The sequence below is a fragment of the Terriglobia bacterium genome, assembly GCA_035712365.1.
Classification (GTDB): Bacteria; Acidobacteriota; Terriglobia; order UBA7540; family UBA7540; genus SCRD01.
Genome location: DASTAW010000053.1, coordinates 1 through 25,322, shown reverse-complemented (window position 1 = coordinate 25,322; position 25,322 = coordinate 1). Strand labels below are relative to the sequence as shown.

15 protein-coding genes and 1 tRNA gene are annotated in these 25,322 nt (G+C 56.6%); 7 read left to right on the top strand and 9 right to left on the bottom strand.

Going from position 1 to position 25,322, the window contains the following annotated elements; genetic code table 11:
• The first annotated feature begins 26 nt into the window (after positions 1 to 26).
• From VFQ24_16655 to VFQ24_16625, 7 genes are all read left to right on the top strand, one after another.
• A complete protein-coding gene (locus VFQ24_16655; protein HET9179987.1) occupies positions 27 to 497 on the top strand; it encodes a GPW/gp25 family protein in 471 nt (156 codons plus the stop codon).
• Positions 494 to 2,092, top strand: a complete 1,599-nt coding sequence (locus tag VFQ24_16650; protein ID HET9179986.1) for a baseplate J/gp47 family protein — start codon at positions 494 to 496, stop codon at positions 2,090 to 2,092. The genes VFQ24_16655 and VFQ24_16650 overlap by 4 nt, the downstream gene beginning before the upstream one ends.
• 1 nt (position 2,093) lies before the next feature.
• Positions 2,094 to 7,001, top strand: a complete 4,908-nt coding sequence (locus tag VFQ24_16645; GenBank protein ID HET9179985.1) for a hypothetical protein — start codon at positions 2,094 to 2,096, stop codon at positions 6,999 to 7,001.
• Positions 7,002 to 7,029: 28 nt separating this feature from the next.
• Entirely contained in the window at positions 7,030 to 7,968 is a 939-nt protein-coding gene (locus VFQ24_16640) for a hypothetical protein (protein ID HET9179984.1), read from the top strand.
• Positions 7,969 to 7,984: 16 nt separating this feature from the next.
• On the top strand, positions 7,985 to 12,454 hold the full coding sequence (locus VFQ24_16635; protein ID HET9179983.1) for a carboxypeptidase regulatory-like domain-containing protein: 4,470 nt from the start codon (positions 7,985 to 7,987) through the stop codon (positions 12,452 to 12,454).
• 650 nt (positions 12,455 to 13,104) lie between these two features.
• Complete coding sequence (locus tag VFQ24_16630; protein ID HET9179982.1) at positions 13,105 to 13,866, top strand: DUF1906 domain-containing protein; 762 nt, start codon at positions 13,105 to 13,107, stop codon at positions 13,864 to 13,866.
• Between the two features lie 45 nt (positions 13,867 to 13,911).
• Positions 13,912 to 13,978 (top strand) — tRNA-Phe (locus tag VFQ24_16625).
• Between the two features lie 68 nt (positions 13,979 to 14,046).
• Here the strand turns inward: VFQ24_16625 and VFQ24_16620 are convergent.
• The 9 genes from VFQ24_16620 to VFQ24_16580 form a co-directional block, all read right to left on the bottom strand.
• Positions 14,047 to 14,220: a hypothetical protein gene (locus tag VFQ24_16620; protein ID HET9179981.1), complete on the bottom strand. Its 174-nt coding sequence runs from the start codon at positions 14,218 to 14,220 to the stop codon at positions 14,047 to 14,049.
• A 199-nt stretch (positions 14,221 to 14,419) separates the two neighbouring features.
• Positions 14,420 to 15,754 carry an MFS transporter gene (locus tag VFQ24_16615; GenBank protein HET9179980.1) on the bottom strand — a complete coding sequence of 445 codons (1,335 nt, stop codon included), beginning with the start codon at positions 15,752 to 15,754 and terminating at the stop codon, positions 14,420 to 14,422.
• Positions 15,755 to 15,817: 63 nt separating this feature from the next.
• Entirely contained in the window at positions 15,818 to 16,660 is an 843-nt protein-coding gene (locus VFQ24_16610; GenBank protein ID HET9179979.1) for a class I SAM-dependent methyltransferase, read from the bottom strand.
• A 66-nt stretch (positions 16,661 to 16,726) separates the two neighbouring features.
• Positions 16,727 to 16,984 carry an MbtH family protein gene (locus VFQ24_16605; protein ID HET9179978.1) on the bottom strand — a complete coding sequence of 86 codons (258 nt, stop codon included), beginning with the start codon at positions 16,982 to 16,984 and terminating at the stop codon, positions 16,727 to 16,729.
• A 103-nt stretch (positions 16,985 to 17,087) separates the two neighbouring features.
• Positions 17,088 to 18,623 carry an amino acid adenylation domain-containing protein gene (locus VFQ24_16600; protein HET9179977.1) on the bottom strand — a complete coding sequence of 512 codons (1,536 nt, stop codon included), beginning with the start codon at positions 18,621 to 18,623 and terminating at the stop codon, positions 17,088 to 17,090.
• Positions 18,616 to 19,728 carry an acyl-CoA dehydrogenase family protein gene (locus tag VFQ24_16595; GenBank protein HET9179976.1) on the bottom strand — a complete coding sequence of 371 codons (1,113 nt, stop codon included), beginning with the start codon at positions 19,726 to 19,728 and terminating at the stop codon, positions 18,616 to 18,618. Before VFQ24_16595 ends, VFQ24_16600 begins: the two co-directional genes overlap by 8 nt.
• A 136-nt stretch (positions 19,729 to 19,864) precedes the next feature.
• Positions 19,865 to 20,635: a DUF6270 domain-containing protein gene (locus VFQ24_16590; protein ID HET9179975.1), complete on the bottom strand. Its 771-nt coding sequence runs from the start codon at positions 20,633 to 20,635 to the stop codon at positions 19,865 to 19,867.
• A 729-nt stretch (positions 20,636 to 21,364) separates the two neighbouring features.
• Positions 21,365 to 23,776: an ABC transporter permease gene (locus VFQ24_16585; protein ID HET9179974.1), complete on the bottom strand. Its 2,412-nt coding sequence runs from the start codon at positions 23,774 to 23,776 to the stop codon at positions 21,365 to 21,367.
• A gap of 214 nt (positions 23,777 to 23,990) precedes the next feature.
• Positions 23,991 to 25,322: thioesterase domain-containing protein (locus VFQ24_16580; GenBank protein HET9179973.1), on the bottom strand; the 1,332-nt coding region annotated here is incomplete at its 5' end.

Sequence of the window (25,322 nt, the reverse complement as noted above, 5' to 3'; positions counted from 1 at the left end):
CCCGATGAAACAAGGAGCAGGAAGCTGTGGCGTTCTTACAAGAAAGATTCGGAGCCGACCTGAAATTGCTGGGCAACCTGGAATTTCAGAACGACCGCGCGCGCGGCAGCGATTTGTTCTACGGGACGCGGCCTGAAACCCGTCAGGTCGATTTGCAGACGCTTGCCGGCAATGAAAATCTGGAGCAGGCACTGCTTCTGCGCTTCCTGACCCCCATGGGCGAACTGGCGCTGCTTGGGCACCCTGACTACGGTTCGCGATTGTCTGAATTGATTGGCGAGCTGAACAACGACACCAATCGCAATCGCGCGAAGATGTACGTCTTGCAGGCCCTGGCCCTGGAGCCGCGCATCAAAAAAGTCCTCCGCTTGACGGTTACGCCAAACCTGGCCCGCCGCGACCAGATCGACATCAGCATGACTCTGTCGGTCATCGACAGCGACACTCCCTTGAATCTTGTTTTTCCTTTCTTCCTGCAAGGAGGCGGTAAACCGTGAACCCGGCAACTGCAAACCTGATTGACCGTCCGTACCTGGAAGTGGTGGATGACATTCTGACCGCCGTGACCGGCGGTGTGGTCAAAGAGCCGATCTTCTACGATGTCAAGGAAGACCTGTACGTGCTTTCGCGTCGGGCGAGCGATATCCGCAGCATCTCCGGTACCCAGGACCAGAAACACCAGACCTTCCAGAAAGAGATCGACTACGTTTTTTCGGAAGGCGACAACGCCGTCGTGTGGCAGAAAGGCGGCCACGGTCCTGACGATGACACTACTTTTTACGTCAACTATTTCCCGGCCAGCCAAAGTCTTTCGCCACTGACCGACATCAACGTGGGCAGCGTGACCCGCACGCTCAGCGAAGCGGTGGGGCGGGAAATCGCCACCGTCTTTCAAGAAGTCAATGCCGCCTATCTGGCGGGATTCATTGACACTGCCAAAGGACAGTCGCTCGAGCTGGTCGTTTCTATCCTGGATGTAACGCGCAAGACCAAAGAGTTTGCCAGAGGACTGGTGACCTTTTTCCGCGATCCGGCGGCCGCAGACGGCAACATCACGATTCCCGAAGGGACCTTGTTGAGCACCACCAAGGGTGAGGCGGAGTTTGTCACGACCCAGCCGAGAACTCTGCAGCGGGGCCAGCCGCGCATCGATGTCCCCGTGCGCGCCGGTGATGATTTCAAGGGCAGCAAAGGCGTCCAGCCCGCGGGAGCCATTACGACTCTGCAACAGGCGATCACCGGAATCACCCGGGTCACCAATTTTGACGCCACCGTGCTCGGCGCCGACGACGAGAGTGATGATGACCTTCGGTTACGCGCCAAAGCCAAGCTCCAGGGGCTCGACAAAGCTACCCTGGCGGCGCTGACGCGCGTGGTCTTTGAAGAGCGCGCGGTGCTGACCGAGATCTGGGACCCGAACGGCGCTCCCGGTAAGCAATCGGACCCAGGCAACGTGGTGCTGCTGGTGCAGAGTTCTCCTGAGCGTTTCGAAAGTCTGCGGTCGGCGGTAAACGAGACGCGGGCTGCCGGCGTGCTGACTGCGCTGGTGGCCAAATACGTTTTTTTCAAACTGCGCATGGTCATCTCCATTTCCTCAGGCTTGACGGCCGCGGGAAAGATGAAGGTTGTGGGCGAGGTGATTGCTTCCGTCCAGCAATACACCGACGGCCTGGATGCGGGCAAGCCGGCGAGCGGCGCCGACATCATCAAAGCCATCGTCAAAGACGTGAAGGAAGTGGGCGATCCTAAAAACATCAAGGTCGTTGATGTCCTGACCTGGAGGGCCGATATCGGCAAGCCCGGAGCGCAGGCCCTTGTCGATCTGATTCTGCAGGCAGTGCAATCGGCCCCGGCCGGCAACAGCGACGCTGTGCGCGCCGCCGTGACCACTGTCATCTCGGATGCGGCCCCCGGCCCGCCTTCCGAACGCCGCATTGCCGATCGCAGCCTGGTACAGGGACCGGGTGGCCAGCGCGCGACGGACCAGGAGATCGAGGCCGGCACGTTCCAGGTCGTCGCCAAGGTGAACGGCGAAGACTGGACCGTAGCGCTCGACCTGACACCTGACGACATTCTTCTGGTGGAGCGCTGAGATGCCGACCAAGACTGACCGCATCCTGAGTTATCTGCCCGGTACGTTTCGCGCGCTGCCGGGGCCCACCGCGTTGTATTCGGTGGTGGATGCGTATGGCAACGAACTGTTGCAGGCGGAAAACACCCTGGTGGCCGTGATGCGCTCGCACTGGGTTGATACCGCCGACCAGGGAGAAGCTATCATCGATGACCTGGCGCGAATCGCTTCACTCTACGGCCTGGCCCCGCGCGATGACGAAGACGTGGAAGAATTCCGGGCGCACCTCAAGCGCTATGTCCGCACATTTCTGGAGGGCACGCCTACGGTCCTGGGGATCCTGCGCGTGGCCGCCGAGGCCCTCGGGCTGGTGATCCAAGACTCCTACAACCAGTTGGACCCATGGTGGAAACGAGACGGGGACACACTCACCACGGTGGAGCCCCAGGGAGATGATGCGCTTGACCTGCTGTTTGAGTCCCTGGTATTGACCGCCCAGGGCTCACCGGCCCAGGCAGCGCGGATTCAGGGGATGGTCGATCTTTCCGGCAAGATTGATTTGCGTCCGTCTTCTAAGCTCGCGCTCCAGATTGACGCAACGCCGCCGGTGATTCTGGACTTGGTTTCTCTGGTCGCCGATCCGGCTGCGGCGAGCGTTACGGACCTTGTTGACGCCATTAATTCCAAGTTCCCATCCAAGATTGCCTTCAGCCGCGATGGCAAGCGCCTGCTCCTGCAGTCGCCCACGGCGGGCGCCGGGAGCAAGGTGGCGGTGCAGGAAGTAGCCTCCGACGCTGCCGTTCAACTGCTCGGCCTTCTTCCCCGCCGTTACCGCGGCTCTGACCAGGATTCCGCGCGGGTGGTCGGCACGGTCGATCTTGCCGGCGGAGTTGACCTTTCTGACCGGCGCTATCTGCGCCTGCTGATCGACGGTTCTCATCTCGCCGAAGTGGACTGCGCCGGGAGCAACCCTGCCGCCACCACCCTTCAGCAGATTGTTGACGCCATTAACGGTGCCCTGGGAATAAACGTAGCTTCGCACGACGGTCATTTTTTGAAGCTGACTTCACAGTTGACCGGCTTTGCCAGCGTGATCCAGATTCAATCTCCCGCCGCGCAAGACGCTACGCAGACCCTTTTCGGTCCGGTGGGTGGTCTCCATCTCGGCCAAAGTCCACAGCCAGCGAAGGCAACCAGTACCGCCGATCTTAGTCAGGGTATTGATCTCAGTCATGTCTTCAACATTGAGGTATCGCTGGATGGAGGTCCGCACCTGCTGATCAACTGCGCGGGCGCGACCTCGTCAGCCACCACCGCTGCCGAGATTGCCTCGGCCATCAACAACGCGGCCGGAAAGCAGATTGCCACGCAGGACGGCAAGTCAGTGACCCTGGCATCACCCACGCAGGGCGCGGCCTCATCGGTGGAATTCTTCAAGCCCGCGACCGCTGATGCCACGTTTGCGATCTTCGGCATTGCCGTCCGCGAATCTCTGGGCCAGCCCGCCACGGCTGCGCGCATGGAAGGCAAAGCCATTCCAGCAGGCACTGTGAATGTGGGCGCACTGCACGTGCTGCGTGTTGCTCTCGATGGCGGGGAAGCGACGACCGTGGATTTCTGGAACGGGGCTCAGGACCGTCTGGCGATGACTCTCGCTGAGGTGGCAGCCGCCATCAATGCGGCGCTGGGGACAGGGATTGCAAGCAGCGACGGCCAGCGCCTGGCGCTTACCTCGGCCACTGTGGGCGCTTCCAGCAGCGTGGCGCTTGTGCCGCTGGAGCATAGCCTGACACGCCGTTTCGTGACCCGGGCGTTTTTCACCGCTGAAGCCTCGCTGAAAGTTCTGGGGATGCCGGAGGCACTTGAGGCAAAGGCGTACGGGAAGACGTATGGAACAGAAGCGGCTGCAGCTCGCGTAGCCGGCAATGCCGATCTCAGCCGGGGCGTCGACCTGCGCGTTGACCCGTTTCTTCAACTGAGCATCGATGGCGGCCCGGCCATGCTTATCGACTGCTCGCTCAAGTCCCCACGCCCGCGGGTGGCCATGCTCGATGAAATGGTCGAGGCCATCAATACCCGGATTGATTCGACGGGCAACTCCAGGGTGGCTTCGCATGACGGCCGTGTCCTGTATTTCACTTCACCCACGCGGGGCGCGGCCAGCAGCCTTGAGTTCCGGCCGGTGATCGCGCAGGATGTTTCGGCCACGCTGGGGCTGCAGCCGTTGAACCTTTCCGGCAGCGATGCCACGCGCGTGACCTTCCAGGGGACCGTTGATCTCAGCGCCGGCCTGGACCTGAGCGCGGCCAGCAAGGTCAAACTGGCCATCGATGGGGCCACGCCGGTTGAGATTGACTGTGCCGGTGCCGATCCTGCGCATACCAGCCAGGGCGAGATCGTGACGCGCATCAACGCGCAATTGAACACCGTGGTAGCGACGGCGGTGGGAAAGATGATCGTCCTCACCTCGCCTACGCGGGGGGCAGGCAGCAAAATCGAATTTCTTACGCCCAGCGGCGGTGACGCCACCAAAGCCATCTTTGGCATCGGCCCGCGTTCCTATCATGGACAGGCGGCAGTTGCTCCCGAAGCGACCGGCAGCAAAGACATCAGCGGCGGAGTCGATCTCCGATTGTCCCGGTTCCTGCGACTGGGGATTGACGGCGGCGCTCTGCAAACCATTGATTGCGCCGGCGGCGCCGCGAATCCCGCCGCCGTGACTTTGCCCGAAATCATCGCCGCGATCAACAAGGCCACAAACAAGCCGATCGCTTCCTCTCCGGATGGAAACCGTTTGACCCTGAAAAGCCCAACTGCCGGCTTCCCGGGAAAGCTGGCGATTGACTTCTTCACTTCCGATGGCGCGTTTCAGCGTCTCATGAGGGACGCGCCGAACATGACGCGTGGCAACGACCCCGCCCCGGCCACCATTACAGGAACAGTCGATCTGCTGGCGGGTGCTGACCTCGGCGAGCGGCGGATTCTCCGTTTGGCGGTTGATGGCGGGCGTGCGGCGGACATTGATATTTCCGGCGCCAAGCCAGACCAGACGTTTCTCGATGAGATTGCCGCCAAAATCAACGCGGTCTTTCCCGGCATGGCCACAGCGGGCGATGGCGCCCATCTGGTATTGAACTCCCCGACTCGCGGCGAGCTCAGCAGTCTGGAAATCCTGCCGGTGCGCGTGCTCGAGCTCGTGGAATATCCGGAGATGCCTGCTGAGCAGACGCTTTCATTGCGGCATGGCGGCAATTTTTCCATCCATAACCCGAGCGCCGCGGATTCTGATCTTGAGATTGAAATCACCGCTCCCCAGGGCGTGGCCGGGGCCGAACTGGTCAATCGCTCCACAGGAATGCGCGTCCGCGTACTGGATGCGGTGCCCTCTGGATGCACACTGAAATTACGCCGGGACGAGAAGAGCGGCCTGCGCGCGGAAATCGTGACCGCAGCAGGAAAGCATTCGTCCGCTGTCGGCATTCTCTCCGGACCGTTGGGACGGCAGGTGGTTGTCCCGTACAGCGGACCTCTCCGTCTGGGCGGAGGCTACCAAAGCCAGGCTTCACTGCAGCTGGACCACCCGCCGGCACGAAACATCACGATTCTGCGTGCGCGTCGCAGTGGACTTGAGGGCGGAAGCATCACGGTCGCGGTGAAACCAGCGGTGCTGCCCGTGCCCAATGAGGTGACTGCCGCTGACGGCCGCGCCGGTGTGGTGGGGAAACTGCAATGGAAGGCGGGCGGCTACGTGCTGGCCGATACGAACCAGGCAACCATCGTGACCCTGCGCGCCGGGGCCGGAATTGGATTTGCCTCGCAATTGGACCATGTAGTGCTGGCCCAGGGAAACATTTATCCCGGCGAAGGCGGCGTGCCGCTGATGCTGGTTGATTCGCTGGAGACCTTGTTTGACGTGACCATACAGGGCCCGGCGGATGACAGCACTGCGGCACCGGAGTCCTATCCCTGTGTTTCCATCGGCGCGGGTACCGAACAACCGCAGAGTCTATGCAGAAAAGTATTCGAGAAGCCATCATCGCAGTTAGTGGTGGCTGAAGAGCTGGAGAAATCTGCAGCCCTGCGCCTTCCACGCGGCCGGTCAGACTTCACCTATATGGCGGCTGATGGAGCGCGCTTCAATCACGCCGCCTTCGATCATGCCAGATTTGCCGGTGGCCAGTGTGTCGAGCAGGGCGTGTTCAACGTGAGCCTGCTCTCCTGCATGCCGAAGCTCAAACCTGAAGTGCCCGAGGCCGCGGTTTTTGCCGGAGGCGATGCCGCTCCAAAGGTCCAGGTCACTCTGCGCTGGAACAACCATCAGCCGGGGGCCTTCTTCGTCAACCTGCCGGCTGATCTGCCGGAAAAATTCGGCGCCTGCTTTGGCCAGGCGCGCTTCGGACAGCCCGGAAGCGCCCCAGAGTCTTACACCGGCGTGGTCATGGAACCGGAAACCGATGAGGACTACATCAAGACGCGTATCAACGGCAAGTCGAATCTGGTCACGGCGAGCAGTGTGCCGCGCGTGCCCCTGGGATGGGAGCCGATGCTGATGCCCTTCCGTCATCCGCGCGCCAGAAAGCTCACCGGCGGAACTGACACCGATCAGGCGGCCGTCTATCTGGCGGAACCTGGTGTTCCCGGCTTCATTGAAGTGAAGGCCATTCAGACCGGGACATGGGGAAACACCATTGAAGTTACGGCGCGCAAGGCGGCGCCCGCCAGGTTTGATATGACGGTCGGCTACCAGGGCGCGCGTTTTGAGAACGCTCGGCAAACGGTCTTCGCGGGCAGGATACTTGCGTCCGGCGAAGACCCTCTGCCGCCGCTGACCGGCGAGATGCTCAAGCCGCGGCCGGCAGGCGTGCTTCAGAGCAAGGCCGCGGGCGTGCACGCCCGGGTTACAAGAGACCGCGCGGAACCGAAAGATTGATTTTCAGAGACAAGGAGAAATTACCAACATGGCAACCAGCAATTTACCCGACCCATACATCAAGCAGAACCCCGGCGATCTGATCACTGCGGAAATCTGGAATGAAATGCAAGTGGACATCAAGAAAGACATCGCTGCCCAGATCAAGACGGCGGTGGACAATGTCAAGAGCGTCGGCCACGCCAATGATGCGGACACGCTGGGCGGGCAGACCCCTGATCAGTTGACCAAAGACATCCTGACCAAGGCCGAAGAAATCCTCCCGCTCAGGACGGGCTATTTCCGCTCCTTCAACCGCCTGCAGACCGGCAAGGAAAAAATCATCAAGCACGGTCTCAAATCCTTTCCGCTCGCGGACATCTATCAGCTCGACTATTTCCCCGCGGTTTGCTCCAAGGGCGACAATGACGCCACGCCCATGTGGGTGAACTTCTTTCTCTACCACACCAGCGAGCGGACCATCACTGTAAAAGCGACCAACACTAAGGCGCCCATTGAAGCCTCAGATGCGCAGCCTTTTCGCGTCCTGTTCGCCGACATGCTTGCCCTCTACAAGGTCAAGTACGCAGATACCTCGACGCTCGATGAACTGGAGACCGAGTTCTGGAAGGCTTTCTGGGGCGACCCCAACGATGAGTTTGACGCCGACCAGTACTGCCACTCTCCGTGGTTTGAGAAATGCTGTGGAGAAAAAAGAAGCGTAAAGCAGCTGAAGGAGCAGGGCGCATGGGATGACATCTGGTTCAAGATGGTTCCACGAAAGACCATCAATTACGCTCCCGCCACAACCGATCCCTCCCAGGCGCCAACACAGATCCAGGTGGCGCATCACAACTTTGACATGGTTGGCATCACGTTGCTGCAAAATCCGATCTTGCAGACAGGCTTCCCGGGAACACCCGCAGGGTTTCAGCCTCCCGAGAGCTTCACGAATCAGCTGAAGATCATGGTGCTGCTGAAGGTTTAGCGGGAACGAACTTGCCATGAAGCTGACTGATAGCTACGACGGCAGTGGAGCTCCCTTTGAGGGTGACCAGACTCTTGTGTGGGCCAGTTTGCCCGCCGGGGCCAGGGTGAGTAAGGCCCGGCTCACGCTCACCCCGGCGGCCCCTGACGGCGGCGAACTCTTTCGGGAAGAGATTCGTTTTACCGGCGCCAGCGGGGATTGGGGAGCAACCAAGACGAACGGCCTCGTTAATAGCCAGCCGTACGTTGAAGTCGATTTCCATAAACGGCGCACGCTCGTTGCTGTGATTGGCGCCGATGCCGTCCTGAACAATGCCTCACTCCAGATCGACATGGGTGGAGTCTCGGTCGAGATTAACGACAAAGGAGCCATCAAGACGCCCACCGATGCCAATCCATTTAAATTGCCTGGGGACGGCACATTACCTGGCCTTACGGTTTCAAAGTTCAGGCTGATCGCCGGCGCCGCCGGAAGCAGCGCCGACATCGCCGGAGTGGTAGTCCGTTCCATACCCGCCAACATCAGTGCGCGGCTGGGCAAGATGGCGCCCTTCTGGTCGCGGGTGGGCGACCTCACCGCGCCCGACCAGTCCCCGGATTTTTCCGATCTGCTGCAAGTATTTCTGAACAACGCCGGGATACAGAATGGCTTCTACCGGGTGCCGCTGGTGGTCCACTCTGATGTGGTGGCGCGATTGCAGGCGACCCTGGAAGTTGAGTACCTGCAGCAGGCCAGCGTGTTGCCCGAGGGCGTCAAAGAGGTTGTGCTGCCGTTTGATTTCGGGAGCCTGCCCAAGACCCGTCCGGACGTGCTGCAGGTGAGTTTGCCGCCCAACGCTCGCGTCACGCCCGCAACTTCCGCCAAAGTGCTCGGGGCGTTTCACGAGTCACGGGTGGTCTTCGGGCCGACCGGCGAAGTAACGCCCGCGGGCGCTGTCTCCATCAAGCCCACCGATTCTCAGGCACAGATTTTTGCCTTGGAGGCGGTGGCATCCGCCACCTCTGTAGACATCCTTATTATGGCTGAGCCGCCGGGGGTGCGCCTGGCGGTCGACGTGCGCGCGGACTTTGACGGCAAGCCCGACGCAACCTCCTTCCTGGGCAACCGCGTGGAGTTGACCATCCCCAGCAGGCCCGACAAACAGCCCGCCTGGGTAAACGTGCCGCTCACCGGCGACATCCACTTCCAGGCCAAAGACACGGCCAAGTACTGGCTGGTCCTGCAAACTTTGCAGGGCGAAGCCGCATGGAGCGTGCAACCCGCCTCCGACGGCAAGCCCATCATGCAGCATACGCAGGATGGCGGCCTTTCCTGGCGCGAGACGCCCGCTCCGCCGTCCGCCAGCCCGCCTTCCGGTTTCTTCCGTTTGCGCGAAATCCCTGATGAGTTCCAGATGCCGGTTGATCTGCAGGTTGGCGCGGGAAGAAAGGCGCAGCGGGTGAAGCTCGACCGTTTTCAACCGCTGGGCCGGGTGGATTTCACTCTCGCGATTCCTGAAGTGGCCGCCGGGTTCAATGCGTTTCTTGCTGGCGCTTCTTCGGGTGGATGCGCGGAGGCCGAGCATCTTGTCAACGGAAGTTTCGAGCAGTGGGCGATCGTCGGAAGTGATCCAGGCCAGGCCTCGCTCGTTCAGTCCATGACCTCGTCAATGGAGGTCACGGCAATCGCCGTATCCGGTAATGGCCGGACTGCTTATGCGGTGGTGGCGATCACGGGTGGGGTGACAAAGTTGAAGGCCGGACTGGACATTGTAGATGTTGCCTGCAACAGAATTTTACGATCGATTCCATTGACTCTGTCAGCTCGGCCGGATGCGCTTCTGTTGTACCCCGATAGCACCCGGGCCCTGGTTATCGGTTCCGATGAACTGGAGTTGGTAGACCTTGTCAAAGCTACGTCAATCGGGAAGACAACGATTTCTGCTTCCAGCCTTGCCCTGGCTTTCAGCGCCGATGGCAACCGGTTATTCGTGGCGAAAATGGATAGGACGGCAGGTACTGAGATCTCGGGCACTGTAGTTGATGCGCAGGGCGCCGTGATCCCAGGTGCCAAGGTCACGGCGACCAACGGCGCTACGGGGCAGAGCAAAACAACAATTACGGACTCCACAGGCAACTACATCCTCACCATTCCGACGTCCGGCACATATGACGTGCACGTTGATGCCCAGGGCTTTGCAAGTGCGGAAGGCAAAGACCTAAAGATCAACTTCGGCGATCACAAGAAATTCAATTTCATTCTCGCAGTAGGCGGCCCCAGCCAGATGGTGGAAGTAACCGCTCAGACGGCCCTGTTCAGCATCGATACCATTGATACTGAACCAGCAGTGCTTGCCGGGAATTTGTCCGGCAAGATGTGGACGATGAACATTCTTCTTGATGGACGAGTGACAGCCATGGCCGCCAGCCACAGGACTTTGTATGTTCTGAAAAACGATGCGAGCCAGGCCGGTGCAGTCGTGTTTGTCGATCTCCAGACGGGATCTCTCGACCCCGAGAAAGTGCAGGTTGGCAGGGAAGCAGTTGCCATCGCCCTGACGCCCGACGGCAGCCAAGCCATTGTCGCAAATCGGCTGGGCAACTCTGCGACGTTGATCAACCTGCAGAACAGGACTGCCTCCACACTGGATCTCACGAATAAAGCCCCTTCAGAGTCTGACCCTCAGCCGCTTTCACCCGTGGCGGTCGCCGTTTCTCCCGATGGCCGGCGTGCCTTTGTCGCGGGAAACGTTGAGCCTTTCGAAGCCGGCCCTGAAGTCGCTATAAACGCCACACAGGAGCCTGCCGCAGCAGTCGCCATTATCAACATGATCGGGAAATCTGAGGTGTCGGCTGTGAGTCTCCAGGGACCGCTTTCCTCTCTGGCCATTACACCGCAAGGCGATGAGGTCTATGTGGGCGGCGATGGCCCGCAGCCGATGGTTTACATCCCTCTGGGTGTGCGCATGCCCGCAGACTGGTTTCTCACCTCCGGGACCGTCCAACTCGCATGTCTGCCCGGCTTGACCGCCGCACACATTGTCGCCTTGCTGGGAGATGTCAGTGAAGAAGTCCCCACGCAGCCCAGCGCCATTTCACAGGTTGTGCCCGTATCAGAAGGTTGCACCTATGAATTCAGCTTTGAAGGACTTGCTAATACCCCGCAGGCGGTGGCTGAGATCCTGTGGCGCGGTGAGAGTTGCCAGTCGTTGAGAGAGGATTCAATCGTAATTCCGCAGTTTGATCCTGGCAACAAGACGAGTCCTGAGATGATGTTTCGGAGCACGAGTCAATCATTCAGCGGCGCAGCCGCCACAGGACCAGAGTTTCGACTAATCAAAAAAATGCTCCGGCTGAGTCCTCCCCCAGGTGCGAACGCCGCTGAAGTCCGGTTCCGCGTTTCCGACGGTGCTGCCATCGTGGCCGCGCCTTCGCTGATGAGCACCTCAGAGACAGTGGTAAATGGAGATTTCAAGAGCCTGCAACAGGGAATTGCGGAACAGTGGACGCTTTCACCCGCCGACGCCCGCGGACTCTCAGTTACACCCCAGGATTTGCAAGTGCGGCTCGGCAACAATGGTCCTGCGCCTGTGGACCTGGTGCAGGAGATGCCGGTTCCGACCGGGCAGGGCTTCACGCTGGCCTTTACCGGACGGGCTCTGGCGGCGACCGCCGATGAAAGTCCCAGGTTAGAACTTCACTGGCTCAAAGATGACTCTTCTGAAACGGGAACGCCCGCAAGCCAGGATATTCTCCCGGCCAGCTTTGATTCCCGGCCCCTCGCCGGGAAGGTACCCGATGGCGCCGCAAAGGCGGCACTGCATCTGCACCTGCCTTCGGGGGCCGCTCTTGTTGTGGACCAGATATCTCTTCAAGTGCCGCAGACCACGGCCGTGCCGGTTTCGTTTGTCGCCCAGTCCCCGGGCGAGCTGCGCATCTCCGGCGCGCAGGTCACCTATGACATCGCTCCCGCGGCGCCACCCCCGGTACCCGCGACCGGACTGTGTCCGCCCACACCGCCTTCGGATGCAACAGCTGCAAAGCCTTCCGCAGATTGCTATTGTTCCTGCTGCCAGGGACCGGTCCAGATGGCCAAGCCGTTCCAAGCCAAGACGCCGGCCGGCCGGCCGATGACTGTGGGCGAGTGCCCGGATTGCGGAGAAACAGTGGTGCGCGGCGGCGGAATACCCGCGCCCTCAGCGCTACCCGCGCCCATTCGTGTGGTAACCGTGACGCCGCACCCAACGTCGGTGACACCGCTGCCACCTCTGGCTGCATCCGCCACAACGTTAAAGATCAAGCCTCCTGCTCTCACGGATGTCGAAGGAATTGGCCCGGCGCGCGCGCAACAATTGTCCCAAGTGGGAATCAAGAGTGTGCAGGACCTGGCCGCAGCCGAGCCCGTCCGCGTAGCCGTCGCGCTGCGAGGAGTGACGGTGGAGAGTGCCAGGGTCTTGGTCACCCACGCCCAGAAGCTCCTGTCGGGACTACCACGAAATGGGTCTTGAATTGAAAATGTAAGCATGCTTCAGATGAAGGCGACTTTTGACCGGGCTACGCTCTCCCATGTGTAGGTTCTCATGTTTACTGGAGACGGTACGGGCCATGCCATTCTGATATTGGAACCCAGACGCGACCCTCAGCGGAAAGCTGCCGCAAATCGAGTGGTTCGTACTGATTGGACACCGCCCAGGGTCTTTCGGTGCATATGCTGTGAATCGCACTCGAGGTAGTGGCGACTTTCATCGTCCACGCTGTCGTTCTTCTACAAAGGTTCAGCTACTTTGCGGGAGTCGTGGCGTGGCCATGATCGCTAATGTGATCTAAATCACAGACCCTAGCTTATCTTCAACTTAATGTTAGCAACTGTCGCGCTCGAGGTCTTCAACAAATAGTTAACCCACCGCAGTCAACACAGAAATAATCGATACCAGGCATCTCTGCCATTTGCACGATATGCCTTCTTAACTGAAAGTCCTTCCTCAGGTGTCCTGCAACAACATCACCCTGAGCTCGCAGAAAAACCCACGTCGCTGACGCCCAGCCATGAATTCGGAAAGAGAAACAAGGCGATGGTAAGACGTAAGACAAGCGTGACGGGAACACGCCGGCAACAGCCTTCGATCCGTGAGCGATCTCAAGCTTTGGAGGGAAGAATATGGCTCTTGATGGGATAGTGCAAAACGCAAAGGTCGGAGCACTCGGCTTCGACTCAAATACAGTCATAAGCTCGGCAGTTGCGAGGCAATTCGTTACTAAGGGTTTTACATTTTGTGTGCGCTACGTATCGCGCGGACCTGAACCAGAAAAGGATTTGAGTCCTGCTGAGGCCGAACGCATCCTGAATGCTGGGTTAGCTCTGATGCCCGTGCAGCACGTTCGCAAGCCTGGCTGGTTGCCCAGCGCGGAGCTGGGGACAAAGGATGGGCAGTATGCGGCCAGTAATACAAGGGACGTTGGCTTTCCTAAGGGGGTAAATGTTTGGTGCGATTTGGAAGGCATAGCGCCTGGAACCCCTGCCGACATCGTGGCAGCCTATTGCAACGCATGGTTTGATGCAGTGACCGCCGCGGGATATGTGCCGGGGATTTATGTTGGCTCCCAGTGCATCCTTAATGAACAGCAGCTTTACCAGCTTAAGTTCCAGCATTACTGGAGATCGCAAAGCAACGTCCCAAATTCCGGCAAGCGAGGCTATCAGATGATCCAATTATTCCCTCCGGTCCGAATCAATGGTGTAGACGTTGACATTGACGTTACGCAGGAAGACTACAAAGGAGACGGAACGCAATGGTTCGTTCGTGCGACAGAGCGAGTCGTCCGCAATCTGGAGGCCAACGCTCGGCCAAAGGAGAAAACAGCAGCATCGCGCAGACGCAAACCACAGCACGGCCGCAGAAACCTGCAAATTCACGCATGACACCAGCAAGAAATCAGTTGAGAGCGTCATGCCATCGTTTGTCCGTGCGGTGCAGCCACGCGCAGCCCTGAAAAGGCTGGCGTCGGCGGTTCGATTCCGTCCCTGGCCACCACCATTACAAAGGACTTCCACGATTTCGCCGATTTTCTTCCACCCAAGGTAATCACCGAACTCGCTCCGTCAGCAGGTGAATTCTGTCGCCCAGCAGCTGTCGTTGCTTGTGTCGTAACCTTTCTGCTGTGTCGTGTCACGGCGCCCGCTGACCAGCGCGTCCAGCGCCATGCGTTTCGCTTGCAGCCGGAGATGGGAGTAATGCGCTAGCACCTTGGTTGAGACGTGGCCAGCAATGCTCATAATCGTGGAATCGCTTGTCAGCGATTTCGGCTAGCTCAGTAATGGCATGGTGTCTCAGATCGTGGAACCGAAGACCCGCCAATAAAGCATTGATTTTGAAGAAGGCCAAGCAAATCCCCCAGCAATTTTTGACAAGATTTCACTTCTCGGATGAAATACGGATGGCCAACTGAGGCTCGCGGTAAAAGAGCTGCTCACCTTAACGATTCACCGGAAGATGCTGTTCTTCGATTTGACTGAGAGGAGGATAGCAATAAGCCAAGAGGGTTGTGATTAAAACACAAATGCCTGCTCCCCAGAATATCAGGCCAATCCCCCTGCCTGGACCTGTTCCTAACAACGGAATCAAGACTGTGTATAAATGGCTGCCGGGGCGCACAAGCGGAAGGAACACACGGTCAGCTAAAGGTCCCGCAATGCTATATGCAAGAGGCAATGTAGACCAGGCAATCATTCTCCTGACTGCAAATACGCGTCCTTGGACTTCGGGTCCAACATTACGTTGCCAGATAGCCTGCGAGCAACTCAGGATTATAGGCAGACAGAAAGAGAATAAGAAGACCATAGATGCTACAAGCACAGGATAGGGGCGGGATCCGGCAACAATGATGGCCATACCCAGCACCAACTCCGGCACGAGCACCCCCTGGATGAGCTTTTTGGGGCCGCCCCACACACTCATCAAGAGGCTGCCGACAAGCATGCCTAGTCCCGCAAATGAGAGTACTCCCCCTAGAACTTGAACAGAAGCGAAGGCGAGCACCATTGGGGTGCTCAATATGATGATTATTCCCGTTAAAAAATTCGTGATTGCAAAGAAAATCAGAAGCGCCATAAAGGGTGGCCGTTGCCGAATGTATTTCCATCCAAATAGCAGCCGGGAAGTCCAACTTACCGTTGGATTTAGAACATTTGCATCAGGAACAAAAGGCGGAGTTACCGCAAGGCCCAGCATAATGACCGCAAATGAAAAACTTGCAACATCAATAAAAATCACTCCCCAGATTTTTACGACTGCTATCAGTACGCCAGCCAGCGCCGGGGCCATGGTCTGGGCGAGAGCTTCGCTGAATTGCATCATTCCACTGACGCGGGCAAGATGCTGCCGGGGAACGATCACGGTAACCAGGGCGGAATAAGCAGGCCATTGAAAAGCAGCGCAAATGGATTTAATTGCTGCAACGGCATAAATTTCCCACAATGCGAGGTGACCCCATTTCAATAACAGAGCAATCATAAGCGTGCTGAGACCTGACCCGGCGTCGCTTAAAATCATGATCCAACGACGGTTGTGACGGTCTATAAGGATTCCCGCCAAAGGGAAAATCAGTATTGCAGGCAACGCAGCAAAAACTTCGGTCAAGGCAAACTTGGTAGCGGATCCGGTCATTTGGTAAACCCAGACTCCCAGAGCAAATCTGGTAAGGCCAGTACCTGTGACAGAAATCAATTGTCCAAACCAAATGATAAAGAAGCTTTTTATGCTTGCCGCTTGAGGTTTGGCATTGTGCGTGACTGAAATAGCGTCGGACATGAACTTTTCCGATAAGAGAAGACCAGATTTGGCTCGCAAGATGAATGTGCAGTTTGCTTTCGATCACATCGCGACAGATTCGCCCTGAGGCCTTTGAGTCGTAATTTTTGCATGCAGTACATGCGTGGTGAACGGTATGCCTGATGGACCTTCCAGTTCCTGAAGCGCGTCCCGTATTTCCTTCTCGCATCCCGACCGTTCCGCTTGAGATAAGCAATCCAGTTGTCCGGCGATCCTCACCCACCATCGCCAATGGCCAGCAAGGGTGTCATAGTAGGTTCTGTAGATTTCTTGTATATGAATGGTTTTGCCGGGCAACGCGTTCTTAAACAAGTCCATTGCTGCACTCGCCGTAAACTGTTGTCTTAATCGTGCGGAAGCGAACAGCTGGGCAGCTCCCATATATTTAAAGAAGATTGGAGTTGTTTTGTGAATGAACTCCCGCCCGTTCCAGCGTCCCACAAAAAAAATGTCGCCTGAAGCATCTGCAGACAATACTCTGCTTATTTCGCGAACTGCTAATTCTGCGTTTGTAACCCAATGGAATGCCAGAATGCTATACAAGTAGTCCACTGAGCTATCTTCGAGGGGAAGCGACTCGAAACGGCCGCCGCTGACCATGATATTAGGGCAATGGACCGTCAATTTGCTACACAGAGCGCGCATATTCTCTGCAGGCTCGATGCCGATCAGCCGGGTTGTACTCTTGAAAAGTTCCGCTAAATATAACAGCGTTGTGCCTGGACCACAGCCGACGTCCACGACTAAGCGGTGATTTAGGTTAATCCTGAGATTAGGCCAGAGATCCCTTGACAGGGCACCCCAGCAGGACTCGGTGTTGTTTACACCGGCATACTCAACGGCATTCCGGGAATACGACGCAATGATCCGATCGCTATTGTTCATAAGGTAATCGCAAAAGTGATATCCGCGGAAGCGCCTGGTGATATGCCGGCCCTTCGGGATTCCCTGTCAGTTAACCCTGGAAGTCGCCGATGAATCCTCTTCCAGAACGGCAGTTTCCTTGTTCATCTGTTCTGCCAAACTCCTGGGGCGCATATCTGTCCAGTTCTTTTCGATGTAGTCAAGGCACTCATTCCGCTTTCCGCGCGGGCCAACCGATTTCCAGCCTTCTGGGATGTCGCGAAATGTGGGCCATAGCGAATACTGCATTTCTTCGTTCACCAGCACGATAAACTCACCGTTCTCGTCGTCAAATGGATTTGCCATTGCTGCTCCTTTTTAATCGAAATGATTTTTAGTGGATGCATTCGGCGCGCAGAATGTGTTGATAATCTGAAAGCCTGGTAGATAAGTCGTGGGAAGAGATGGTTTAAGCCTCTAACCTTGCCAATTCAGCATAGTCGATCTTGCCATTCACGGTTCGTGGAAGGCTGCTCAATACACATACGCGCAGCGGAACCGCAGCCACGCTGAGTTGCCGTCGGATTTTCCATATCAAATCATCGCCGCTCAGCTTTGCCGATGCGGCATCACTTGCGACCGCAGCCCGGACCTCGGCAAAACCGTTGCGATCATTATCTATCCATACCGCAGCCGCCGCGACTCCTGCACAGTTGGCGAGTGCTGCTTCGATTTCATCCAACTCAATACGGAAACCTCGTACCTTAACCTGGCGATCGAAGCGCCCGTGGAAGAACATAGGTTGGCCTTCTGCCATTGAGACAAGATCCCCGGTCCGAAAAAGTCTCTCGGCTTGCCCCTGGATCATTCGAGTCACAAATTTCTTTTCATTCAATTCAGGTTTGTTCAGGTAACCGGTCATCACGGAAGCTCCTCCGACCAGCAACTCTCCAGTTTCACCTGCGGCAACTCGATTACCGTTTTCATTGACTACTTCGATCAATGAATATGGGCATGGTATTCCAATCGGGCAAAACTGGTCAGATGCCAAGTCCGGGGGGGATAAGTGATGGTATGTGCAAACATTGGTTTCAGTGGGCCCAAAAAGATTGGTCAGCCGCACTTTTGGCAATGTCCGGGCAAGCTGCTGCAACTGGGTTGGAGGAAAGCGCTCCCCGGCAAATATCACCTCACGCAGTGCCAGATCTCTTTGGCCAAGATCCCCGCGTTCCAGAAGTTGTATTAGAGCAAATGGCACCGAATACCATATTGAAATTCTTTCGTTCTTTATGATGGAGGCGACCTGCAGCGGGAATATCGCAACATCATCCGGGATCAACACGACGCATGCCCCCGTCATGGCCGCGGCAAACAAGTCAAATATTGTGAGGTCAAAATGCAGAGGTGCGTGGCAGCTTAGGCGATCGCTGCTCGATATATTGAACTCAGTTACCGCCCAGGACACGAACGCCAATGCACTGGCATTCGTGTGTTGAACACCTTTGGGAATTCCGGTAGATCCTGACGTGTACAGAATGTAAGCCAGGCTGGGCTCCATCGACGCTGTGTTGCGAACGCCGGAAGGGCCCGCGAAATACAAGAGATCACCGCTGCTTGATACTTCCTCGAAGTGATAACCCAAGCCACCTGCCGCAACGTCCTGGATCTTCTTTTCCAGTACAGGGTCAACGATCAAGGCTTCCAGGCCGGCGTCCTGTAGGACTGCTGCCAGCTTGTCCGGTCCCATTTTGGTATCAATGGGCACGTAGGCGCATCCGGCTTTAAGGACGCCGTAAATGGCCGCAACAGTGGGAATGCTCTTTTTTCTGAAAATCCCAACCTTCGATCCCGGACGTAACTTCATTCGTTCCACGGCAGCCGCAATCTCGTCGGACTTGGCATCCAGCTCGGTATAGGAAATGGCTATATTTCCCTCGACCAGTGCGGGACAATTGCCAAACGCCCCAACCGTGTGGCGAAAGATGCGGATTAGAGATTCAGACATTGTGGACTCCCGCATAACTGGCGATCAAATTGCGCAAAATATCTGAAGTTCCTGAGTAGAACAGGCTGCCGATTGCATCCCGCACATTTTTACCAGAGGAATCGCCCAGCAAGTAGCCGGCGGCTCCCTTGTTGCGAGCGGCATCCAGACTCGAAGCAAAATAGAATTCACTTAAGGCCAGTTTTGCCAAGGGCGAGTAGCACCTGATTGGCCGTCCCGCATCGCTCAAGGCCGCAACGTAATAGATCATCAACTTGCTTAATTCAAACCTCAGAGCCATGTCCGCAATTCGGTTGGACACGGACTGGAAACTGCCGATCGTGCGGCCGCGCTGTTTTCTGGCATTGACGTGAGCGACAGAGAGCTCGAGTTCTCGACGCATCATCCCGACAGCGGGAGCCATGATGAATGCGCGTTCGAGATCGAGCGCGGCGGAAAATATTGAAGCCCCGCCTCCTTCTTCCCCCAACCGGCATTCCGTTGCGAGGAAGCAATCCTCAAACAAAATCTCGCCGAATTGGGCCGATTCCAATCCCATTTTCGGGATATTCCCGCTCCGGGAAACTCCATCTCCGTTCAGATCCACCAGAAAAGAGCTTAGGCCCCAGTTCTTCCGCTCACGATCTGTTACTGCAAGCACCAGAGCGGTATCGGCGAAGGGCGCATTTGTGATATACCGCTTGACTCCGTTCAGACGATAGCCTCCTTCGCAACGGCGAGCTGTTGTCTGCAGATCAAAAATGTCAGAACCTGCTTCCGGTTCCGTGGCCGCATGCGCCGCGCGCTTTTCGCCGCGTACCATTGGTGAAAGGAAAGCGCATTTCTGCTCTTCTGTTCCGAAAGCAAGAATGAGATGCTGCACGCTCAGAATCTGGGCTGCCATCGCGAATAAAATCGCGGCATCGCCACCGCCATAAGCGAGCCCATCGAGAGTAGCCACTAGGGATGATATGGGCCGGCCTTCACCTCCAACGGAGACGGGCATAGTCTTCCCGAGAACACCAGAAGCTATGTAGCTACTCCAGGATGACTTGTCACTCAACGAGCGGCAATAACTCGCGCCTTCTGCAATACAATCCTCGATGCCGGCAAGAAAATCTGTCATGGCAGTATCGTTGTCCTCATATGTAATGTTTCTTTGGTAATCGAGCTCGCGGCGCATGAGAACCGCGCGCATTTCGGGTGGAATACGGGTTCTTTAGAGATCGGCGAGGATGAGGGAGTAAGGGAATAGAGGGCTCTTACTCCAGAAGCCGTTCTATCTCTTTTCGCACCGCAGCCATATAGCTTTCGTCATAGTGAAACGGATATTGTCCGATATAATGCGATGGATCAGCACGTTCTCCGCCGCAGTCAATGATGCCAACGCCCGGAAAGGATCTTGACGCCTCGCGATAAAGTTGCTCGCCGTAACTGGAGTAAAAGCCCGCATTGGCCGCCAGTTCAGGGTCGTCGAACACTATACCATCGTTGAAGCGCGGCTTCGGAACATGGAAGATAACGCGCAACACGGGGTTTAATTCGTAAAGCGCCCCGAGCATTTTTTGAAGCGCGCTCAATGAAAGCTGCAGGGGAAACTCCCAGAGTCTCTTCTGCTCATACTTTTTCTGTAGCACAACGTAACGTCGCCAATCATTGGACCTGAGAAAGCACCGCTCATCGGGTTGAACAACAACATAGGGAAATCCGAATGCAGAGACAAAATCGAGAATAAGGGCATCGCTCATTTTGATCACCTCGATCAGTCGTTGGAGTTGCCGCTTTTCCAATTCATCGGCAACCATGCCCAGTTCCCAGCAGCGCTTCGGTGCATCCTTGGCTTCGCTTGCGTACGTAAACTCGGAAGGATCAAGTTTTCCGGTGGCCATGCTGAGCAAGGAAGTCCGCCCCTGATACCACAGCAATCGCAGCCTGGAGCCTTGTATGTCTTCGAGGTTTTTGGTTCGTAAAGCGTCCGCGCTACAGCACGATCCTAAAACCACTATATATTTGTGTCGAGGAGTGTCTACCATAATCCACACTGCAGGCTTAGGGTTAGATGAATGGAACGCATATGCGCAGATTTGAGGCGGTTCTTCACCTGCTCCATCGTTGCCAAGTTCGCGTAATGGCCTTCTTTCGGCAGGGTGCTTTTTCGCTGAATTAAATTTAAGCTTTGTAGGTTGTGGAAACACAATCGTATCTAATTTGAGCTGTATTCCCAAAAACCGTTTTAGTTGCTTAGGTTTTCTATGAGCTTTCGAATGGTGGCCAGACTCCTGAAATTGGCGGGCGTAATTTCTTTTTCAGGCACTACCAGTCGGTATCGGCGCTCTAAGAATGCAACCAGTTTCATCAGGCTTAGCGAATCCAACAGTCCTTGGTCAAGTAACGAGGTGTCCTCGGTTATTTCCGAAGCTAGATGTGGAGCGTGGGTCTGAATGAACTCGGTGAGCGGGTCAGAATGCATGCTTTCATTGGCCATGGATAATTCCTTTCCATAAAAATTCGGGTTGAAGTTGTAGATTTGGTTGCAGTTGCCGCTACGGGCATCATGGACGGCCTGGGTGAACAGCCTGCATAGGCCTATGGTAACTCTTTTATTCAGGGAGCCGCCGTCTGAACACTCCTGTAATGCACGCGATCAAAACATTAGCTCACGGGCAAATATCACCCATTCCGCTACTTTAATGCGCTGAAAGGCGAGGATTACCATCCCCGATGCGGGCTACTAAGATCGACAACAGTAGAAACACATGGGATCAATCCCCGCGCAGTGTGACAGCTGGATTGATACGTCCTGCCTTGAGGGCAGGTCCGAGTCCAGCAACCAGGGATGTTACGAAAAGCAGAAATGGCGCTATTGCCAGGGCGATTGCGTCGGCGCTTCCCACTCCATACAGCATATTTTGGAGAGCGCGTCCGGTCGGCCATGTTGCAATCAATCCAAGTACTGAACCTAATACCCATAAGCGGACCGCATGGCCAAGCACCAGACGTCGCACAGCGGCGGGTTGTGCTCCGAGTGCCGTCCGGATCGCGAACTCGCGTAACCGCAGTCCTGCTCCGTAGGACACAACACCATACAAACCGAGGCATGCTAACAAGAGTGATGACGCGCCAAACAACATCACCAATCCAGTCAGCAGATTGCGCGATTGGAAGCTGCCTTCGATCCGATCCTTCATGGTACGGATGTCGTACACAGGTTGTTCCGGGTTTTCATTGTGGATTTGCGTTACAACCGGGCCTGCCAAAGAAGCTGGATTGCCAGCCGTTCTTATTACGAGAACTCCGCGGTCCTGAGTCTGTTGGGCCTCTGGCCAATAAACTTGAGAGCGCGGATCGCTCTCAAGGCTTTCGCTTCTGACATGGCCTACAACACCAACAATTTCTACCCAGGGGGTGGCGGCCGTGACAACTCCAAACCGCAATCGTTTGCCTAATGGGCTGCCATTACCAAATGCCATCCTGGCGATCTGTGCATCAATAATGCAAACCTTCGCCGTATTGTCCTTGTCCTCTACGGAGAAGTCCCGGCCCTGAAGCAGCGGGATCCCCATTACCCCAAAATAGCCTGGAGTAACAGAACGGCTATCAGCGCCGATCCAATCCTTGTCCGACCTGCCTTCGATAAACACAGGGCCTGATAGACGGCCCTCACTGAAGGGCAACAGGTTGATCAATCCCGCGTCTACCACGCCTGGAAGGGCTTTCATTCTGGCAATGAGGCGACGGTAGTATTCCGAGACCTGCTGATCAGTGGAATATTTGACTCGGGGTACGGACAATTGCATCGTCAACACATCCTGAGCCGAAAATCCGGGATTGACTTTCGTCACCGAGACGAAACTTCTGACCAGCAATCCGCCGGCGAACACCAACACCAGGGTCACCGCGATCTGCAATACCACGAAAGCGTTTCGGGTCTTGGAGCCGCCTATGACGGTACGTGATTCCAATTGCATAGTGCCTGCGAGCTGCACGCGGGAAACCAAACGGGCTGGGAGTATTCCAGCCAGCAACACAACGAATACGCTGAGAAGCAGGGCGGTAACCAGCACCGGCCAATGCAATCCAATCGATTCCAGCCCTGGCAACTGGGCTGGCAGCCAGCGCACCAGGATTTTGAGAAAGCACCACGAAAGGAATATTCCGCCAATGCACCCGGCCAGACTCAAGGGAAGCACCTCGGCAAGCGCCTGGTTGCGCAATCGTCCAGAGCTTGCCCCGAGAGCGGAGCGGATGGCGAACTCATGAGTCCGGGCGTTTGCCCGAAGGACCAGCAAGCCGGCAAGATTGATGCAACCGATCAATAGCAGTGAACTCACGGCCGCAAGAAGCGTGTACAGGGTTGTCCGAAACTGTCCGACGGCGCTATCCAGCAGCGATTCCACAAGAACTCCAAGATCAGCATTGGTTTTGGGATATTGGCGGCCCAGGCCCTGCATGATCAATGACAGTTCCTGCTGCGCTTGCCGCAGCGAAATGCCTGGTTTCAGCCGTCCAATTGCTCTGTAATTGAAGCCCCATCTGGCCCGGATTTCGTCCGGTGGAATGAAAAGAGGGACCCAGACTTCGGAGTCCCTGGTGGGATACCGAAATTCCGGCGACATGATTCCGACGATTTGAAACGTTTCTCCATTCAGTTGAATGCTCTTACCCAAGGCGCCCGCATCCCGCGCGAAGTGCCGCGCCCAAAATCCATCGCTGACCAGGACAAGCCTGGAGTTTGCTTCTGTCTCTTCGCGGGTGAAGGTGCGGCCAAGCAATGGCTGCATGCGCAAAACTTGAGGCAGATTCCATGAGATTCGCGCCCCCTGAACGACCTCCGGCTCGCCATTTCCGGTAAGGTTAAAGTTGGGAACTACTCTAACCAGTGCGATGTCGTCAAAGACCTTGGATTGTGACCGCAGGTCTGTCCAGTCGGCTGCGCCTACGGCGAATCGTGCCACGTTCGCTCTCGCCGCCGCCGAACTCGTAGTCCAGATCGCCACCAGGCGGTCTGGCTCAGGGAACGGCAACGCATGCAACAGGATGCTGTACATTAAACTGAGGATCGCCGTGGTGAGTCCGATGCCCAGCGCAAAGGTTGCGCACATGATCACCGTCCAGCGTGGCGATTTCCATAGTATTCGCAGCCCATGGCGCATGTCATCGACGAGTTGTTTCAAGCTTCCCCCTGATCTTCTTTCTGGATCTGCCGGAGCCGCCGAAACATCAATACGGGGTTCTGATTCTCAGTTTCACCGTAATCCATTGCGCTCTCTCGCTCGGCAAAAGCGCCCCAGCATCAAGTTAGATTTTATTACAGGGGTCTACTAAAATCATTTCAGCCCGACTCCACAGTTCATGGATGGCTAAGCCTGTTTCCGCATGGTAACCGTCTTAATCCAGGGTAGTTTGGCTGGCAACCGCGGCGCCTGGGACCGTGTCATCGCAGCTCTGTTTGCAAGCCAGCCTGTCAAGTTCCTGGGAAAGCAACCGGCCGATTTCTGCCATGGGTCTGGGCCGCAACATATCATGATGGCTGCAGCCAATAGAGAACACCTTGAGGCTTCCAGAGATGTATGGCTTCCAGGCATTCGCGATTGCATACTTATCGTGATCATTCGCGGCAATAAACAACAAGGCATCTCCCGCGTACCGCTGCGGTTCAAACTCTCGACGAAGCTTCACATTATTTTGAATGATTTTTAACACGCGCGTGCGGTGCGCTTCGTCGATCATTTCTGCAAGATCCCCATTATCTCCGAATCGAAAATCGGGATATACGCCGTTAGGATCCTCCACCTGTTCGTCAGGTCCGGCAGGAACCGCATCCAGAAGAGCGAGCATCTCCACTTCGCCACCTTGCTGCTGGGCCAGAGAGGCGATAGCTTGTGCCACAAGACCGCCAAAAGACCATCCCAGAAGACGATATGGGCCTTGAGGCTGTATTGCTTTGATCTGAGCCAGGTAGTCGCTTGCCATTTCGACTATTGAATTCGCGAGCTCTGCCGGATGACTGAGCCCGCGAGCTTGCACGCCATATATCGGGTGCTCCTCAAGGTACGGCATCAGCACGCTGTAAGCGGAACTCAGGCCTGCTGCGGCATGGATGCAGAAAACAGCTGAACCATCCCCCCCGGGCTTAATGGGAAGAATCATCTCAAAAATATCCGCGCAATTTTGCCCCGCGAGGAAGGCAGTCAGGCCAGCCGCGGTAGGCGCCTCAAAAAGTGCCCGGATGTTCAACTGCTTGCCCAACATCGCGCGAATGCGGCCAACCAGTCTCATCGCTGTAAGGGAATGACCGCCCAGCATAAAGAAATTATCGTCCATACCCACTCTCTCCAGCCCCAGCACCTCGGCAAACAGCTTGCATAACGTTTCCTGCTGCGATGTGCGTGGAGCACGATACTGTAATGCAGTCCTGAACTCGGGCGCCGGTAACGCCTCGCGATCGATTTTGCCATTGGGGAGGACAGGCCACGCCGGCAGCACCTGGAGCGCTGCCGGAACCATGTACGCGGGAAGGGCGTCCTGTAATTGCCGGTACAACACATTCGCGTCAACCATTTGCCTGGGTTCGGCAATGACATAGCCCAGCAGGCGTTTGGCTCCGTCCTCACCGTCGACGGTCACGACCGCGTCCTGCACTCCAGGCTGACGGCGCAGCGCCGTCTCTATCTCTCCCAGTTCGATCCGAAAGCCCCGTATCTTGACCTGAGAATCACT